The sequence below is a fragment of the Cedecea neteri genome (assembly GCF_000758305.1).
In the GTDB taxonomy this organism is placed as follows: Bacteria; Pseudomonadota; Gammaproteobacteria; order Enterobacterales; family Enterobacteriaceae; genus Cedecea; species Cedecea neteri_C.
This window is the reverse complement of record NZ_CP009458.1, coordinates 405798-422280: the sequence shown is the minus strand read 5'-3', so window position 1 is coordinate 422280 and position 16483 is coordinate 405798. Positions and strand designations below refer to the sequence as shown.

17 protein-coding genes are annotated in these 16483 nt (G+C 54.8%); 9 read left to right on the top strand and 8 right to left on the bottom strand.

The features are described 5' to 3' along the window. The first annotated feature begins 12 nt into the window (after positions 1-12). The 3 genes from LH23_RS01890 (at position 13) to LH23_RS01880 (ending at position 1761) form a co-directional block, all read left to right on the top strand. Positions 13-1038, top strand: coding sequence for a type IV pilus twitching motility protein PilT (locus LH23_RS01890; protein ID WP_039296291.1), 1026 nt, complete (start codon positions 13-15; stop codon positions 1036-1038). Between the two features lie 61 nt (positions 1039-1099). Further along, complete coding sequence (locus tag LH23_RS23215) at positions 1100-1282, top strand: type II toxin-antitoxin system HicA family toxin (protein WP_071842763.1); 183 nt, start codon at positions 1100-1102, stop codon at positions 1280-1282. A 23-nt stretch (positions 1283-1305) separates the two neighbouring features. Continuing rightward, entirely contained in the window at positions 1306-1761 is a 456-nt protein-coding gene (locus LH23_RS01880) for a type II toxin-antitoxin system HicB family antitoxin (RefSeq protein WP_039287636.1), read from the top strand. A 5-nt stretch (positions 1762-1766) separates the two neighbouring features. Here the strand turns inward: LH23_RS01880 and ruvX are convergent, their stop codons facing one another. The 8 genes from ruvX to metK form a co-directional block, all read right to left on the bottom strand. Beyond that, positions 1767-2186, bottom strand: coding sequence for a Holliday junction resolvase RuvX (gene ruvX / locus LH23_RS01875; protein ID WP_008461550.1), 420 nt, complete (start codon positions 2184-2186; stop codon positions 1767-1769). Beyond that, positions 2186-2749, bottom strand: a complete 564-nt coding sequence (locus tag LH23_RS01870) for a YqgE/AlgH family protein (RefSeq protein ID WP_039287632.1) — start codon at positions 2747-2749, stop codon at positions 2186-2188. Before LH23_RS01870 ends, ruvX begins: the two co-directional genes overlap by 1 nt. Before the next feature lie 147 nt (positions 2750-2896). Next, positions 2897-3844, bottom strand: coding sequence for a glutathione synthase (gene gshB, locus LH23_RS01865; RefSeq protein WP_039287629.1), 948 nt, complete (start codon positions 3842-3844; stop codon positions 2897-2899). 12 nt (positions 3845-3856) lie between these two features. Beyond that, positions 3857-4588 (bottom strand): 16S rRNA (uracil(1498)-N(3))-methyltransferase, encoded by a 732-nt coding sequence (rsmE, locus tag LH23_RS01860; RefSeq protein ID WP_039287626.1) that lies wholly within the window; start codon positions 4586-4588, stop codon positions 3857-3859. 144 nt (positions 4589-4732) lie between these two features. Further along, positions 4733-5440, bottom strand: a complete 708-nt coding sequence (gene endA, locus LH23_RS01855; protein ID WP_039287623.1) for a deoxyribonuclease I — start codon at positions 5438-5440, stop codon at positions 4733-4735. A gap of 92 nt (positions 5441-5532) precedes the next feature. Then, positions 5533-6048, bottom strand: a complete 516-nt coding sequence (locus LH23_RS01850) for a SprT family zinc-dependent metalloprotease (protein ID WP_039287620.1) — start codon at positions 6046-6048, stop codon at positions 5533-5535. A gap of 71 nt (positions 6049-6119) precedes the next feature. Continuing rightward, positions 6120-7514, bottom strand: a complete 1395-nt coding sequence (locus tag LH23_RS01845) for a sugar porter family MFS transporter (protein ID WP_039287616.1) — start codon at positions 7512-7514, stop codon at positions 6120-6122. 393 nt (positions 7515-7907) lie between these two features. After that, positions 7908-9062, bottom strand: a complete 1155-nt coding sequence (gene metK, locus LH23_RS01840; RefSeq protein WP_008461565.1) for a methionine adenosyltransferase — start codon at positions 9060-9062, stop codon at positions 7908-7910. Positions 9063-9507: 445 nt separating this feature from the next. Here metK and LH23_RS24420 point away from each other — a divergent pair, with 445 nt between their 5' ends. The 6 genes from LH23_RS24420 (at position 9508) to LH23_RS01820 (ending at position 16472) form a co-directional block, all read left to right on the top strand. Continuing rightward, positions 9508-9645 (top strand): hypothetical protein, encoded by a 138-nt coding sequence (locus tag LH23_RS24420; protein ID WP_419656403.1) that lies wholly within the window; start codon positions 9508-9510, stop codon positions 9643-9645. A 101-nt stretch (positions 9646-9746) separates the two neighbouring features. Next, positions 9747-9893, top strand: a complete 147-nt coding sequence (gene yqgB / locus LH23_RS23890) for an acid stress response protein YqgB (RefSeq protein WP_156108080.1) — start codon at positions 9747-9749, stop codon at positions 9891-9893. Then, positions 9886-11862 carry a biosynthetic arginine decarboxylase gene (gene speA, locus LH23_RS01835; protein WP_071842684.1) on the top strand — a complete coding sequence of 659 codons (1977 nt, stop codon included), beginning with the start codon at positions 9886-9888 and terminating at the stop codon, positions 11860-11862. The genes yqgB and speA overlap by 8 nt, the downstream gene beginning before the upstream one ends. A 199-nt stretch (positions 11863-12061) precedes the next feature. Beyond that, positions 12062-12982, top strand: a complete 921-nt coding sequence (gene speB / locus LH23_RS01830) for an agmatinase (protein ID WP_038479002.1) — start codon at positions 12062-12064, stop codon at positions 12980-12982. A gap of 145 nt (positions 12983-13127) precedes the next feature. Further along, positions 13128-15926 (top strand): transcriptional regulator DagR, encoded by a 2799-nt coding sequence (gene dagR, locus LH23_RS01825; RefSeq protein WP_039287609.1) that lies wholly within the window; start codon positions 13128-13130, stop codon positions 15924-15926. Positions 15927-16046: 120 nt separating this feature from the next. After that, positions 16047-16472, top strand: coding sequence for a PTS sugar transporter subunit IIA (locus LH23_RS01820; protein ID WP_039287606.1), 426 nt, complete (start codon positions 16047-16049; stop codon positions 16470-16472). Positions 16473-16483 lie beyond the last annotated feature (11 nt).

Sequence of the window (16483 nt, the reverse complement as noted above, 5' to 3'; positions counted from 1 at the left end):
GTTGGAAGTGATATGGATATCGAAGAAATTGTGGCCCTTAGTGTAAAGCATAATGTGTCCGATCTACACCTGTGCGCGCGCCAGGCGGCACGCTGGCGAAAGTGTGGCAGACTGGAAGCGTGCCCGGAGCAGGTGCCGGAAGTCGAAGAAGTGCTCAACGGATGGTTAAGTGAGGAGCAAAAGCTGCAGCTTAGCCACGGCGGACAGCTCGATTTTTCACTTACGCTTGCGAACGGCATTAGGCTTCGTGGCAACGCTTTTCGCCACCTGGAAGGTTATTCGCTGGCGCTTAGATTACTGGCGTCTTCTTGCCCGGATCTGCATACGCTTGGCGCTCCGCCCCAACTGAAGGCACTTTTACAAGAAAGCGAAGGGCTGATACTGGTGACGGGTGCCACCGGGAGCGGAAAGTCTACAACCCTTGCTGCGATGATCCAGCATCTCAACCAACATCTTGATGGCCATGTCTTAACGCTGGAAGACCCCATCGAAATTATTCACGCCTCTGGCCGCTGTCTGATTCAACAGCGGGAGCCAGGCCTGCATTGTGACAGCTATGCTTCCGCGCTAAAAGCCGCTTTAAGGGAAGATCCGGACGTCATCCTGCTGGGCGAGCTTAGGGACAGCGAGACGATTGGCCTGGCGCTGACCGCGGCAGAAACAGGGCATTTGGTTCTGGCGACATTACATACCCGCGGTGCTGCTCAGGCGATAGAACGGCTGGTGGATGTATTCCCTGCCCAGGAGAAAAGCCTGATTCAAACTCAGCTGGCCGGGAGCCTGAAAGCCGTGCTGGCACAAAAGCTGGTACCTGCGACTGACGGTGGCCGGGTGGCGCTGTACGAACTGTTGGTCAATACCCCGGCTGTGGCAAATTTGATTCGTGAAGGGAAGACGCATCAACTTCCCGGTGTGCTGCAAACCGGCCAGCAGCATGGTATGCAAAGCTTTGCCCAGAGCGAGGCGCAACGGCTGCATGAAGGCAGCATTTTTAAGAACGAGAGAGTCGCCGGTAGACCATGGGAGGCGACATCATGAACACTTTTATTGCTTCTGTGTGTATTGGTGTGTATATTAAACATCATTCAGGGAGAGCATGATGACCTCTGCTGAGCTGATAAAGGCATTGAGGGCCACGGGGTGCGAACCCGTCAGGCGTTCTGGGGGGAGCCACTGGATCTGGTGGTCACCCACAACCGGAAGAACGTTCCCTGTTCCGCATCCTAAAAAGAATTTGCCCGTCGGTACTGTCAAATCCATTCGTAAAATGGCAGGCATTTAGCCTGTCGCTGCCGGAGGTTGATGATGTTTTTTTCCGTTGGTGTGGAATTACCCGCAACTGAAAACGAAGCGTTTGGCCTGGTCGTCCCCGCGTTATGCAATGATGAATTTGGCTGCGTATCAGCCGCAGACAGTCAGGCGGATATCGCCCCGATGGTGCAGGACGCGGTGCTGTCGATTGTGGATTTAATGGTGGAGGGCGGCAAAGACATTACTCAGCTGTGTGATGCCGGGCCTTTTGTTTATGCCGCAGACCCGGACTACAGCTACTGCCAGCAATGGCTGCTGGTTGATGTGGATCTATCCGCGCTGGAAGGAAAGCAGCAGCGGCTAAACATCATGCTGCCGGACGCGCTGCTGCGGCGTATTGATTCCCGTGTTAAACAGCCTTCTTCAGGCTACCGGGACCGCAGCCATTTTCTGGCGATTGCCGCAAGGCATGAACTGCTGAACGCAGGGAATGACACGCCCGGCAGTTAAGCTCTTCACGGGTGGTACTCGAACCAGCTTTCAAGAATAATCACCGCAGAGGCGGAGTCGATGCTGCCTTTGTTCAGAGCACGAAAACCGCCATGTTCGAATAATCCGGCTCGGGCTTCGACGGTACTCAGCCGCTCGTCCTGCAGAGAAACTTTCACACCGAAACGGCCATGCAGGCGGTTAGCAAACTTGCGGGCTCTCGCCGTCAGGGGCTGTTCGGTCCCATCCATATTCAGCGGCAGGCCGACAACCACTTCTTCCGGCTGCCACTCTTTCAGGATTTTTTCTACCGCGTTCCAGTCCGGCGTGCCGTCCTGTGCCTTAAGCGCCGTTAACGGGCGCGCAGTGCCGGTAATGCGCTGGCCGATAGCGACGCCGATGCTTTTGGTGCCGAAGTCAAAAGCCATTAAAGTTCCGCTGCTCATCAGGCGTGCCCCGCTTCGCTTGGCATGGTGTGGATATCAATACCAATCAGACGGGCAGCTTCACGCCAGCGCTCTGAAATGGGTGTATGGAACAGGATCTCAGGCGAGGCGGGTGCTGTCAGCCATGAGTTTTCCATTATTTCCTGCTCAAGCTGCCCCTTTTCCCAGGAAGCGTAGCCGAGGGCAACAATCACCTCTTTCGGCTGTTTGGCCGTGCCTAACGTTTCCAGCACATCACGAGAAGTTGTAATCACCGTGTCGTCGGAGATACGAATACTTGAGCCAAAGTTGTCCGGCGGCGAGTGAAGAATAAAGCCTCGATCTTCCGCCAGCGGGCCGCCGATGAAAACGGGCTTATCCAGGCGAATGGTTGTGTCGCGCGGGTCTGGTTCTATTTTTAGCTTTTCGAGAACGCCATCAACCTGCAGGTTTTCCAGCGGTTTATTGATGATAATCCCCATCGCGCCTTCATCGTTGTATTCACAGATATAGACTACGGAGCGCTTAAATAAAGGGTCCTGGAGAGCCGGCATGGCAATAAGAAAGTGATGCTGTAAATTCATTGTCAGAGGTTCTGATCCCGGTTGATAAAAGCGGCATTGGCTGCGCGAAGTGTGGCCAGCTTACCACTAATGAAGGAAGGCGGGCTACCCGCCGTGAATCGTGCCTTCGAAGGGGAAAGGCGGGTAACAGCTACCCGCCAGATGCGCTTAGTGAGCGAGGCGTTTTTCGATGGCGTCGAACAGCATACCGGTGATAGACACAGGGAATTCGGCTTCGATTTCGCGGATGCAGGTTGGGCTGGTGACGTTAATCTCGGTCAGACGATCGCCGATAATATCCAGACCAACAAAAATCAGCCCTTTTGCCTTCAGCGTAGGCCCAACGCGGCGGGCGATTTCCCAGTCGCTTTCGGTCAGTGGACGTGGCTCGCCACGGCCACCAGCCGCCAGGTTGCCGCGAGTCTCGCCGCCCTGCGGAATACGCGCCAGGCAGTAAGGAACAGGTTCACCGTCTACCACCAACACGCGTTTGTCGCCATCTTTGATAGCTGGCAGGTAGTTCTGCGCCATGCAGTAGCGGGTACCCAGTTCGGTCAGTGTTTCGGCGATAACGCCGATGTTTGGGTCATCCTGTTTCACGCGGAAAATAGACGCACCACCCATGCCGTCCAGCGGCTTCATAATGATGTCGCCGTGCTGCTGCCAGAAGGCTTTCAGCTGCGCTTTGTTACGGGTGACCAGCGTTTCCGGCGTTAAGTCGGCAAACCAGGCGGTAAACAGCTTTTCGTTACAATCGCGCAGGCTCTGCGGTTTGTTAACGATCAGAGTGCCTTTCTCTTCTGCGCGCTCAAGAGTATAGGTCGCGTAAATAAATTCAGTGTCGAACGGCGGGTCTTTGCGCATCAGGACCACGTTCAGATCGGCCAGGGCGATATCCTGCTCGGTACCAAACTCATACCACTTGTCGTAGTTCTGCTCGACACTGAGTAGACGTGTGCGGGCGCGGGCTTCGCCGTTGTTCAGGTACAGGTCAGCCATTTCCATGTAGTGCAGTTCGTAACCACGACGCTGCGCTTCCAGCAGCATGGCAAAGCTGGAGTCTTTTTTAATGTTGATGTGCGCGATGGGGTCCATCACGATGCCGAGCTTGATCATTGTTGTTCTCCTTTAGCCCAGGTCGCCAAAGCGCACCTGTAATGCGGTGATGGCGGTGAGCGCGGTGGTCTCAGTACGCAGAACGCGCGGTCCCAACAGAATATCAGTAAATTGGTGCTCAGCGGTCATGGCAATCTCATCCGCAGACAGGCCACCTTCCGGGCCAATCAGCAGGCGGACGCGCTCGACCGGCTGCGGCAGCGTGTTGATGCTGGCGCTGGCTCTCGGATGCAGATTGAGCTTAAGGGCGTCATCCTGCTCGGCGCACCAGGCGGCCAGATCCATCGCCGGGCGAATGTCTGGCACCCGGTTGCGGCCGCATTGTTCGCAGGCGGCAATCGCAATCTTTTGCCACTGCTGGAGTTTCTTGTTCAGCCTTTCCGCATCCAGTTTTACCCCGCAGCGCTCGGAAAACAATGGGGTGATCTCGTTCACACCCAGTTCCACGGCCTTCTGAATAGTGAATTCCATTTTTTCACCGCGCGACATGACCTGGCCGAGATGCAGCCAGAGCGGTGACTCACGGTCATCCTCGTTGCCCGCCAGGATTTTAACGCGCACGCTTTTTTTATCCGCCTGCACGATTTCCGCGTCGAATACCTGATTACTGCCGTCGAACAGCTGAATGGCCTGGCCTGCGCCCATACGCAGCACGCGTCCAACATGGTTAGCCGCATCTTCGCTCAGGGCAACGTTCTGGCCAACGGAAAGATTTTCAGGATGGTGAATGCGGGGTATACGCATGAAGTGAGTTCCGGTTAGTTGCGCTGCAGGAATGGGCTCTTATCCTGACTCTATCCCAAAGAGGGAGAGGGGATTTCGCCCCCTTGTTCTGTAGGTCGAGGGCGATATTCGTCACAGCAAAAAAAGAATTGCCGCTAGTGTAGGTTAGCTGTTTCGCGCCTGGCAAGCCCGCAGCACATATGGATTATGATTGCCCTGGACTTTCGCAATGCGTTCATCCCGTTCACACTCCCAGTTGTTGACCGGGTAGCGTTTATCCCATGCCTGGAAGAGCTGTGTCTGCTGGCGAGAAAGCGACAGCTGGTATTGGTCGCGCATGTAGAAATAAGTGCGTGCAATCGCGCCTCTTGCTCGTTCCGGTGGCTCGGCCACTTTATCTTTAAAATCAATTTTCATTGCGCACTGGCCGTATTGGCCTTCGCCGCCGTTCCACTGGCTGTACATGAAGTTATTTCTGTCGGCGTTAACCTCGCCCACGGCAGGCTGCAGGTTGTGCATATCGCTTTCTATTTTGCGGTAGACCGGATCTTTGGCGCAATTTTTACGCCCGCCGTCCTGCCAGCACTGCAGCAGGTGGCCGAACTGCCAGGCAGGCATGACGTGCTCCCATTCAATGCGGGTGGCGCGATTTTCGTTCTTCCGCACTTTATAGCCGCATGACTCCAGGTCCGGGATACCTTTTTTACCCTGCCAGCTGATTTTACAGCCGCAGTAGAAGTCGCCCGGAGCATCGGCGTTGATCTTGACGCCTGCGGTTTTGGCTTGTGCAAAGCTATTGATACCGTTGCTGAAGGCGGGAAGCGAACTGAAGGCTGCAACGAATGCAACAGCCCAAGAAATTTTGCGAGACATTTCCAGAATCCTTACTAAAACGTGCCCGCACCCTACCTGATCGAATATCCAGTTTCAATCAGAGGGTGCGTAAAAATTCCAGAAATAAATGATTAATTACATGAGGTTGTAACGTCGGGTTTTAATAACTGGCCGCAATGGGTGCAGCGATATTCGGCTTCGCCGCGCAGCACCCGGTTGTGACGGCGAACGGTGAGCTGGTGCTGCTGACAAGGGCAGCGGTAGGGGAAGGTATTTTTGCGTACCGAATCGACTTCAAATTTATGCGTGCGGCGGGCCGGGACGTTGAGCACGGTTTCCATCATCCATTTCCATTCTTTGCCGTGAGGGGCGACGTGGCCAAAATGCTTCCAGACCAGCAGGTGAGCCAGCTCATGGGGGACGACTTCATCGACAAAAGCCTGCTGATTTTCCATCAATAAGACGGGATTAAGGCGAATTTCGTTGCTTTCCAGCCAGGCCGTTCCGGCGGCGGTACCGCGCTGCTGATAGACCATTTTGGGTTCAGGATAATGGGTGCCTAAATGCGCGTTGGCCTGCTGAAGTTTTTCACGCAGGCAGCGCATAACGGCTTGCTGGAGAGCGATGGGGAGTCGGGGGGCTTTCATAACGGCAGAGAATAATGGGGCGGGAAGCGTGGTGCAAGCCCCTCCCGTTATTGGGAGGGGGTCGTCAGGACTTAGTTGTGTGCGCCGATTTCGCGTAATTTACGGCCTTTCATCAGGTTACGTTCGATATGTTCCAGCGAGACATGTTTAGTCTCAGGAATAAGCCACAGCGTCAGGATGATGAAGAACAGGTTCAGCGCCGCATAAACCCAGAAGGTGTTGGCGTTGCCCAGCGTGTTCAGCATGGTCAGGAAGGTGGCACCGACGATCATATTGGCAATCCAGTTGGTGGCGGTGGAGCAGGTGATGCCGAAATCGCGCCCTTTGAGCGGCTGGATTTCGGAACACAGCACCCAAATCAGCGGGCCAGCGCTCATGGCAAAGCCAACGATAAACATCAGCAACATGGCAACCGCGAAGTACTGCGCGCCCTGGGAATGAATGCCAACGTGTAGCATGGTGCCAAGCACGCCCATGCCAACGGCCATGACCAGGAAGCCGAGCACCAGGGTTGGCTTGCGCCCCCAGCGGTCGACCAGGCCGATAGCAATGAAGGTAGCCAGTACGTTAATCAGACCGACGATCACGGTGCCCCACATTTGCTGCGTGGTATTCGCGAATCCGGCAATTTCGAAGATTTTTGGCGCGTAGTACATGATGACGTTCATGCCGGTGAACTGCTGCATCACCTGCAGCAGCACGCCAAGAAAGACCGCCCGGCGGAAGTTCGAGTTGTCCTTAAACAGCGCCCAGCCGCTCTGTTTCACCTTCAGGCTTTCGCGGATTTCTTCCAGCTCACGTTTCGCTTCCGCACTGGTATCGCGCAGGCGCAGCAGGACGCGTTCAGCATCATTGAAGCGGCGCTTAGCAGCAAACCAGCGCGGGCTGTCCGGCAGGAAGAACACACCAACCAGCAGCAGCAGAGCGGGAAGGGTGATCACGCCCAGCATCCAGCGCCAGGATTCGGTGTAGCTGAAGGCGGTATCGGAGAGATAGGCACCCAGAATACCGATGGTGATCATCAGCTGGTACATGGAGATCATGCTGCCGCGGATTTTCTCCGGTGCAATTTCTGACAGGTAGAGCGGGGCGGTGTAGGACGCGACGCCGACGGCGAGACCCAGCAGGACACGAGAAACGATCAACACTTCAACGTTGGGCGCAAAGGCTGAGAACAGGGAACCGAGCACAAACAGCACGGCACCAATCATCAGGCTGTATTTTCTCCCCAGTTTGAAAGAGAGCCAGCCGCTACCGATGGCTCCGACGGCTGCCCCGAACATCATTGAACTCACCACCCATTCCTGGGTATGGGAGGTGATGGCGAAGTCTTTGGCGATAAACGGCAGCGCACCGGCAATCACGCCAATGTCCAGGCCAAACAGCAGGCCAGCGAGCGCGGCGAGGAAGCAGACAAAAAAGGTCATGCTTTTGTTTGAGCGCCCGGTTTTTTTATTGTCAGGCATATCGCCCTCCACGTGAATTATTCGGATTTGACGTTTTTAAGGGTAGGGCAGTAAACGGCGGAAGTGTGTGATGATAATCACAGTGATGTAATCGTTTACACCATGGGTATAAATTGAGAAGAAACTGAGTGCTGATAAAACAGGGCGTTAACCACGAGAAAAGTCTCTTTCGTGGTTAAATTTCGGTACTGCATGAAGCGTTATGTAACAAATGATGTGCTCGAGCATGCATTCAAAGAAAAATAGCGATGAAGGCGATTTCTTATGAGTGTAATCGGTTTCAAAATGTTGCTGGCGATAGCGGGGAACGGGTTGGAGCGAGTTCTGGTGGCACAGAACCAAAAAGCAAAAGGCCAGCATAGGCTGGCCTTTAAAGCACAAAGCGGTGGCGGATTATTTCAGGCCAGCGGCTTCACGCAGCAGTGCGGCTTTGTCGGTTTTTTCCCATGGGAAATGTTCGCGACCAAAGTGACCGTATGCGGCGGTTTCTTTGTAGATTGGGTGCAGCAGATCCAGCATCTGAATCAGGCCGTATGGACGCAGGTCGAAGAACTCGCGCACCAGCAGGGTCAACTGCTCGGTAGAGATTTTCTCGGTACCGAAGGTTTCCACCATGATGGAAGTAGGTTCTGCCACGCCGATAGCGTAAGAAACCTGAATTTCACAGCGGTCAGCCAGGCCTGCAGCCACGATGTTTTTCGCGACATAACGCGCGGCATAGGCAGCAGAACGGTCAACTTTAGACGGATCTTTACCGGAGAATGCGCCGCCACCGTGGCGAGCCATGCCGCCGTAGGTATCAACGATGATTTTACGCCCGGTCAGACCGCAGTCACCCATTGGGCCACCGATAACGAAACGGCCGGTCGGGTTGATGTGGTATTTGGTGGAGGCATTCAGCCATTCGCCAGGCAGAACAGGTTTGATGATCTCTTCCATCACCGCTTCCTGCAGGTCTTTCAGCGCGATGTCTTCAGAGTGCTGAGTGGACAGCACAACCGCATCGATACCAACGATTTTACCGTCGTCGTACTGGAAGGTGATCTGGCTTTTCGCGTCCGGACGCAGCCACGGCAGGGTGCCGTTTTTGCGCACTTCAGCCTGACGCTGCACCAGACGGTGTGCGTAGGTGATTGGCGCTGGCATCAGCACGTCGGTTTCGTTAGTGGCGTAGCCAAACATCAGGCCCTGATCGCCCGCACCCTGTTCCAGCGGATCGGTACGGTCAACGCCCTGATTGATATCCGGGGACTGTTTACCAATCGCGCTCAGAACAGCGCAGGAGTTGGCATCAAAGCCCATATCTGAATGCACATAGCCGATTTCACGCACGGTTTTGCGGGTGATTTCTTCGATATCAACCCACGCGCTGGTGGTGATTTCGCCGCCAACCAGAACCATACCGGTTTTGACGTAAGTCTCACAGGCTACGCGCGCTTTCGGATCCTGCTCGAGGATGGCGTCAAGGACGGCGTCGGAGATTTGGTCAGCGATTTTATCAGGATGCCCTTCAGATACAGACTCGGACGTAAAAAGGTGTTTAGCCATATTTTCTTCACCCTAAGAGGATTTATTTAGTTCAGGCTGCTGCTCTACGCCACAGTGGTGGCGAGATAGACCAACCCGGGAACTTATTGCCACAGATTGAAAAACAGGCAGTCTAACAGTTAATCAGTATAGATGGATTAACATCTGGACGGCCATTTTAGATTAGACAATCGGCAGATAGCCAGAATTTTTTAGGGTAACGGCAACATGTGATAAATCTTTAGTGGAAAGTGGAGCTGACACTGCTGGCAATTTACACATTTTGTTTTGCTTTTTACCCCTTATATCGGTATAAAGCGGCGCGCGCGGCTTAATCAAAAGCACACGATTCGTGTTGCCCACTTCCAGCCGGGTTGAGCAATTATTTAGAGCCTGTCAGGTACAGTGTTCGCAGCTTTGGCTTGTCGCATACATATTCAACGTATGCGTGGAGGTGATACAAGTAATGAACCGCCGTCATTCATATAACCCAGCACGCCGTTCTGGCGCGCATATGCTCCTCGCAGCCTGCATCTCATGTTTTCAAACTTGCCGATGTTTTACCCATCTCGGCGCTTCTCAGGATCCCCGGGCCGGTCTGTAATCCGCCGTGGTAACTGAACAAGGGCGCTCTTGTATTACAAGAGTTTTCTCGTGGTTTCGCCGTCCTGTCATACAGGGTTCGGATACGTGTTTTACAATGATATGAAAATGAAACCGGTCGCACAGCCTTGCTGTCAGCGTCTTCTGCTGCCAATACGCGCTGTTAATGGGTTGTTATTGCAGGATGCCCCTGCGATAGTAGTCAACTGTTTTGCACAATCGACAAAATTTGAGGTTCGCCATGACTGACAAAATCACTTCTGTTTCGGGTTCGTCAGTGGGCGAGCAGGATGTACATCGTTCCATTCAGGAGGTTGCCATGAGCTCCGAGGAAGCCAGCAAGATGCTGCGTACATACAATATTGCCTGGTGGGGTAATAACTATTACGACGTCAACGAACTGGGCCATATCAGCGTTTGCCCGGATCCGGACGTTCCGGAAGCTCGCGTGGATCTCGCCGAGCTGGTGAAAGCGCGCGAAGCTCAGGGCCAGCGCCTGCCTGCGCTGTTCTGCTTCCCGCAGATCCTGCAGCATCGCCTGCGTTCTATTAACGCCGCCTTTAAGCGTGCGCGCGAATCCTACGGCTACAACGGCGACTATTTCCTGGTTTACCCGATCAAAGTTAACCAGCACCGCCGCGTGATTGAGTCGCTGATTCATTCCGGTGAACCGCTGGGCCTGGAAGCAGGCTCTAAAGCCGAGCTGATGGCCGTGCTGGCGCACGCGGGCATGACCCGGTCTGTTATCGTCTGTAACGGCTATAAAGACCGCGAATACATCCGCCTGGCGCTGATCGGCGAGAAGATGGGCCATAAGGTCTACCTCGTTATTGAGAAGATGTCCGAGATCGGCATCGTGCTGGAAGAAGCCGAACGACTGAACGTGATTCCTCGCCTGGGCGTTCGCGCCCGTCTGGCCTCTCAGGGTTCTGGCAAATGGCAGTCCTCCGGCGGTGAGAAATCCAAGTTCGGCCTGGCGGCAAACCAGGTTCTGCAACTGGTCGAAATTCTGCGTGAACGCGGCCGCCTGGACAGCATTCAGCTTCTGCACTTCCACCTGGGGTCGCAGATGGCGAACATTCGCGATATCGCCACAGGCGTTCGTGAGTCCGCGCGCTTCTACGTTGAGCTGCATAAGCTGGGCGTGAACATCCAGTGCTTCGACGTGGGCGGTGGCCTGGGCGTGGACTACGAAGGGACGCGTTCCCAGTCCGACTGCTCCGTTAACTACGGCTTGAATGAATACGCGAACAACATCATTTGGGCGATTGGCGATGCCTGTGAAGAAAATGGCCTGCCGCACCCGACGGTGATCACCGAGTCTGGCCGCGCCGTGACCGCGCACCACACGGTGCTGGTTTCCAATATTATCGGCGTTGAGCGTAACGAATATACCGAAGCGACTCCGCCTGAGGATGACGCTCCTCGCGCGCTGCAAAGCATGTGGGAAACCTGGGAAGAGATGCATCAGCCGGGGACTCGCCGCTCGCTGCGTGAATGGCTGCACGACAGCCAGATGGACCTGCACGATATCCACGTCGGCTACTCCTCCGGGGCGTATAGCCTGCAGGAACGTGCCTGGGCAGAACAGCTTTACCTGAACATGTGCCACGACGTTCAGAAGCAGCTTGATCCAAGCAACCGCGCGCACCGTCCAATTATCGACGAACTGCAGGAGCGCATGGCGGACAAAATGTACGTCAACTTCTCGCTGTTCCAGTCGATGCCGGACGCATGGGGGATCGATCAGCTGTTCCCGGTGCTGCCGCTGGAAGGGTTGAATCACGCGCCTGAACGCCGCGCAGTGCTGCTGGACATTACCTGCGACTCCGACGGGGCGATTGACCACTATATTGATGGCGACGGCATTGCCACAACGATGCCGATGCCGGAATACGATCCGGAAAACCCGCCGATGCTGGGCTTCTTCATGGTGGGCGCGTACCAGGAAATTCTCGGCAACATGCATAACCTGTTCGGCGACACCGAAGCGGTGGACGTCTTCGTCTTCCCTGACGGCTCCGTGGAAGTTGAGCTGTCTGATGAAGGCGATACCGTCGCGGACATGCTGCAGTACGTGCAGCTCGACCCGAACAAGCTGCTGACCCAGTTCCGCGACCAGGTGAAAAACACCGGCCTTGACGATGCGCTGCAGCAGCAGTTCCTCGAAGAGTTCGAAGCGGGCCTGTACGGTTACACGTATCTGGAAGACGAGTAAGCCATTACTTTCCCTCTCCTCCGTGGGGAGAGGGCAAAGAGAGCGCAATAGCCTATACTCTCTTGAACCCGTATGAATTAGCGGCGATAATCCGCTCAATAAATAGCAGTCCCCCAATCCAATCCCTTCCTCGTCGGGTTTAACGACGCGGAGGGGATTTTTTTTAGGCGTTTTTTAACCCCAACCGAGAGGTCAGACAATGAGCACCTTAGGCCACAAATACGATAACTCCCTGGTATCTAATGCCTTTGGTTTTTTACGTTTCCCGCTGAACTTCCAGCCATACGATAGCGATGCAGACTGGGTGATCACCGGCGTTCCGTTCGATGCAGCAACGTCAGGTCGTGCCGGTGGCCGTCACGGCCCGGCAGCGATTCGTCAGGTATCCACCAACCTGGCATGGGAAGGAAACCGCTTCCCGTGGAATTTCGACATGCGCGAGCGTCTGAACGTTGTTGACTGCGGCGACCTGGTTTATGCCTTCGGCGATGCCCGTGAGATGAGTGAAAATCTCCAGGCACACGCCGAGCGTCTGCTGGCTGCCGGCAAGCGTATGCTTTCCTTCGGCGGTGACCACTTCGTGACTCTGCCGCTGCTGCGTGCTCACGCTAAGCACTTCGGTAAAATGGCGCTGGTTCACTTTGATGCCCATACCGACACCTACGCGAACGGCTGCGAGTTTGACCACGGCACGATGTTCTACACCGCGCCAAACGAAGGCCTGATCGATCCGAACCACTCCGTGCAGATCGGTATTCGTACTGAGTTCGACAAAGATAACGGCTTCACCGTGCTGGATGCCTGCCAGGTTAACGATCGCGGCGTAGACGATATCATTGCCCAGGTTAAGCAGATCGTCGGTGACATGCCGGTTTACCTGACCTTCGACATTGACTGCCTGGATCCTGCTTTTGCACCAGGTACTGGTACGCCGGTGATTGGCGGCCTGACCTCTGACCGTGCTATCAAGCTGGTTCGTGGCCTGAAAGATCTGAACATCGTGGGGATGGACGTGGTGGAAGTGGCTCCGGCCTACGACCAGTCTGAAATCACCGCCCTGGCTGCGGCGACACTGGCGCTGGAAATGCTGTATATCCAGGCAGCCAAGAAAGGCGAATAAGCCCTACGCGCTGATTGCTGCTGCGCAGGGCCTGTGCAGCAGCATTTCTCATCCAACAAGCCGGATTCTTCCCGGCGCGTCTCTTTCTTGCATAAAAGAATAGTGTATGTTCTGAACGATCATTCACTTTTTAAGCGGTAAAGAGATGAGACGGATTGAGATTATTTTGGGGGAGCTGGAACGGCTGACACAGGGAGTGGATCTTACTGATTTAGCAAAGGAAACGGCATTCACGGCAGAAGCTATTGGCTTTAACCTCGGGCTGGCTAGAAACTCGGTCAGTAAAGATCTCAACCAGTTATGGAACGATGGCCTGGCCATCAAAAGCCGGGGTCGCCCGGTTTTCTTTTTGCACCGTCATGCGCTGGAAGCCGTTCTTGGACGCAAGCTGGATGACGCCGAGCGTGAAGTGCGATCGGTGGCCGATCTGCTCCCATGCCAGGAAAAGCTCAGCGGGGACGATCCTTTTAGCGGTCTGATTGGCTACGATCGCAGCCTGCGCGATGCGGTAGACAAAGGCCGTGCCGCGGTACTTTACCCCCACGGATTACACGTGCTGCTAACCGGGCCTTCCGGCGTCGGTAAAACCTTTTTCGCCGAGTTAATGCACCGTTTTGCCTGTGAGCACGCTTCTGGCGGCACACCGCCGCTGGTCTATTTTAACTGCGCGGAATATGCCCATAACCCGGAGCTACTTTCTTCGCACCTGTTCGGCCACCGCCAGGGGGCGTTTACCGGGGCGAATGAAAATAAACCCGGCCTTGTGGAGCAGGCAGACGGCGGCTACCTGCTGCTGGATGAAGTACATCGCTTGCCGTATGAAGGGCAGGAGAAACTCTTTTCTATTCTCGACAAAGGGGAATACCGGCCGCTGGGATCCAGCGCCGTGGCTCGCCCTATTTCAGTCCGCCTGATTTGTGCCACCACCGAGCCGGTCAATTCCGCGCTGCTGCGTACTTTCCAGCGGCGTATTCAGGTGTGTATTGATTTGCCGGGTATTCGCCAGCGTTCTGTTGAAGAGCAAATTGAGTTGATTATTGGGTTCTTGCAGCGTGAAAGCCGCAAAATAGAGCGCACGGTCAGCCTTGATAAAACCCTGCTGCTCTGGCTGCTCAATAAGCCGCTGGAGGGCAATATCGGCCAGCTCAAAAGCGATATTCAGTTCTTGTGCGCTCAGGCATGGGCGTCGGGCATGACTGAGCATCAGGACACGCTGCAGCTGGATAAACGGCTGGCAGAAATGCCGTTTAATGCCACGCCAGAACAGCGGCTGCTGGTTGATACGCTGTTTGATGGCAAAGAGCGTTTAAACGTTGATGCGCGTACGCTGCCGGCGCTAAAAAGCTCCCTGGCCACCGGGAGTGAAATAGAAGAGAGCGATCTCTTTTACAGCTTCCTGACCCGCGAATACGTTAACCTGCGCAACAGCAATGTCCCCCCGGCGGAAACGCTGGCGATCCTGAAAAATAAGCTGAGTTCGATTTTTGAATATGGTCTCTACAGCCGGGACAGCGTGGTTCATCCTCCGCGATATGGCGGCCAGGTGGAAGAACGCGTGACGCTGCTTATCGGCTGCGTGGAGCAGGTGCTTGGATTTTCACTGCCTGAAAATTTGGTTAACCCGCTGCGTAAACATTTTCTGGCGCTGATTGGCTACGTGCAGCGCGGCCTGATCCCACAGCTTTATTCCTCAAGCCTGATCCTGGACCGCTGCAAAGACGAGTACGAAAACGCCACGCAGCTGTGCCGGAAAATTAACGAACTGCTGCACATTCAGTGCCCGGCGACGGAAGTTGTCTGGCTGTGCCTGTTCCTGAAAGAGTGCCGGCATTATCGCCAGCGCATTGATGCCAGCCCCGACTGCGGGGTCATTTTGATTGCCCACGGGGCGACCACCGCCACCAGTATGGCGCAATACGTCAATCGCGTATTAGAGCGCGATCTGTTCAGCGCCATTGATATGCCTTTTGAGCAGTCGGTACATGACACCCTGGAAACGTTAACCCTGATGATTCAGACCCGGCGCTATCGGCGGCTGATCCTGATGGTAGACATTGGCTCGCTGGTACATTTTGGCAGCACCATCAGCAAGTTATTCCAGATAGATGTTCTACTGATGCCGAATATTACGCTTACCAGTTTGTTGGAGGTAGGGCTGGATTTAAACTATGAAACCAGTGATTTACCGCAGCTGGCTGCGCTGATGCAAAGCAAAAACATTCCCTGTCAGCTCTGTACGCCGCAACAGGAAAGTGGGGGCAAAGTGCTGGTGGTGTCCTGCATTACCGGTATGGGGACGGCGGAAAAAATCAAAAAAGTGCTGGAGGAGAGCTTTGGTGAGCTGATGTCGCAGGACACGCGAATGGTTATCCTCGATTACAACGAAGTTCGCAGTCTGGAGCGCGTGCAGCAGGCACTGGGCGTTGGCGAGCGGCTAGCGGGGATCGTCGGGACTTTCCAGCCTGGCCTCCCGGATATTCCGTTTATTTCGCTGGAGGAGTTGTTTTCCGAACAGGGGCCGGAGCTGGTGTTAAGCTTGCTGACGCCGGATCTCTCCAGCAGCGAACGGCGTCTGGAAATGGAACGTAGTGCCATGCGTTTTATCAGCGCTTTGACCATGGAAAGTATCATTAACCACATTTCAGTGCTTAATCCACAGCGCATTCTCAAAGAGATGGAGGGTGTACTTAACCATCTGACCTCGGCGCTTTCGCTCAAACCGAGTCGCCAGGTGACACTGCGCTTTCTGATCCACTGCTGCTGCATGGTCGAGCGTATCGTGATTAACCGTAAACCGTTACAGATGGCGCTGGAAAACAGGCCAGATCTGGACGTTCGCGCGTTTAGTGTCATCAAATCTGTGTTCCAGCCAATAGAAGAGGCTTACGGCATCCGCTTATCGGATGCAGAATATATTTATATTTACGAACTGCTTTATAGCTAATCCCACAACTGGCGGGGCACTGCGCTCCGCCAGGCCTTTCTTACTCCCCGCGTGACACAAACTCTGGCACATCCTTTGCTCTCTCTACGTACGTAAACGTAATCGAGCCAGGAGGCCACTTTGACTACCACTGAATCCTTGCCCCAGATCCTGCTGTTAACGCACGGCGGTTGGGGGCAGCAGCTTTGCAACAGCCTGCGCATGGTGATGGGCGAAATTGAAGGCGTGACAGAAATCGCGCTGATGCCAGTCGACACGCTGGGTGATTTTTATCAACGCGTTGAAGCGGTGGTGAAAACGTTGCCTGAAGGCTCGCTAATCCTTACCGATTTTGTCGGCGGCACAACCTCTAACGTGGCGGCACGCCTGAGTGCTGATTATCCGATAGCGGTGATTTCTGGCCTGAACGCCTCTTTATTGCTGGAAGCTCTGGACCGGCGCGAGCACGGTTTACTCACCGCCTGCGTGGCCGAGGTGGTCGAGGCCGGTCGCAGCAGCTGTCTCGATGTCGTGGCCCACGTTCGTCAGTTACAACAAACAAAATAAAGGAAAAATAT

Excerpts from the sequence above, each read along its gene's own strand:
- LH23_RS01890 (WP_039296291.1), top strand. The coding sequence starts at position 13 with ATGGATATCGAAGAAATTGTGGCCCTTAGTGTAAAGCATAATGTGTCC.
- LH23_RS23215 (WP_071842763.1), top strand. The coding sequence starts at position 1,100 with ATGACCTCTGCTGAGCTGATAAAGGCATTGAGGGCCACGGGGTGCGAA.
- LH23_RS01880 (WP_039287636.1), top strand. The coding sequence starts at position 1,306 with ATGTTTTTTTCCGTTGGTGTGGAATTACCCGCAACTGAAAACGAAGCG.
- ruvX (WP_008461550.1), bottom strand. The coding sequence starts at position 2,186 with ATGAGCAGCGGAACTTTAATGGCTTTTGACTTCGGCACCAAAAGCATC.
- LH23_RS01870 (WP_039287632.1), bottom strand. The coding sequence starts at position 2,749 with ATGAATTTACAGCATCACTTTCTTATTGCCATGCCGGCTCTCCAGGAC.
- gshB (WP_039287629.1), bottom strand. The coding sequence starts at position 3,844 with ATGATCAAGCTCGGCATCGTGATGGACCCCATCGCGCACATCAACATT.
- rsmE (WP_039287626.1), bottom strand. The coding sequence starts at position 4,588 with ATGCGTATACCCCGCATTCACCATCCTGAAAATCTTTCCGTTGGCCAG.
- endA (WP_039287623.1), bottom strand. The coding sequence starts at position 5,440 with ATGTCTCGCAAAATTTCTTGGGCTGTTGCATTCGTTGCAGCCTTCAGT.
- LH23_RS01850 (WP_039287620.1), bottom strand. The coding sequence starts at position 6,048 with ATGAAAGCCCCCCGACTCCCCATCGCTCTCCAGCAAGCCGTTATGCGC.
- LH23_RS01845 (WP_039287616.1), bottom strand. The coding sequence starts at position 7,514 with ATGCCTGACAATAAAAAAACCGGGCGCTCAAACAAAAGCATGACCTTT.
- metK (WP_008461565.1), bottom strand. The coding sequence starts at position 9,062 with ATGGCTAAACACCTTTTTACGTCCGAGTCTGTATCTGAAGGGCATCCT.
- LH23_RS24420 (WP_419656403.1), top strand. The coding sequence starts at position 9,508 with ATGAACCGCCGTCATTCATATAACCCAGCACGCCGTTCTGGCGCGCAT.
- yqgB (WP_156108080.1), top strand. The coding sequence starts at position 9,747 with ATGAAAATGAAACCGGTCGCACAGCCTTGCTGTCAGCGTCTTCTGCTG.
- speA (WP_071842684.1), top strand. The coding sequence starts at position 9,886 with ATGACTGACAAAATCACTTCTGTTTCGGGTTCGTCAGTGGGCGAGCAG.
- speB (WP_038479002.1), top strand. The coding sequence starts at position 12,062 with ATGAGCACCTTAGGCCACAAATACGATAACTCCCTGGTATCTAATGCC.
- dagR (WP_039287609.1), top strand. The coding sequence starts at position 13,128 with ATGAGACGGATTGAGATTATTTTGGGGGAGCTGGAACGGCTGACACAG.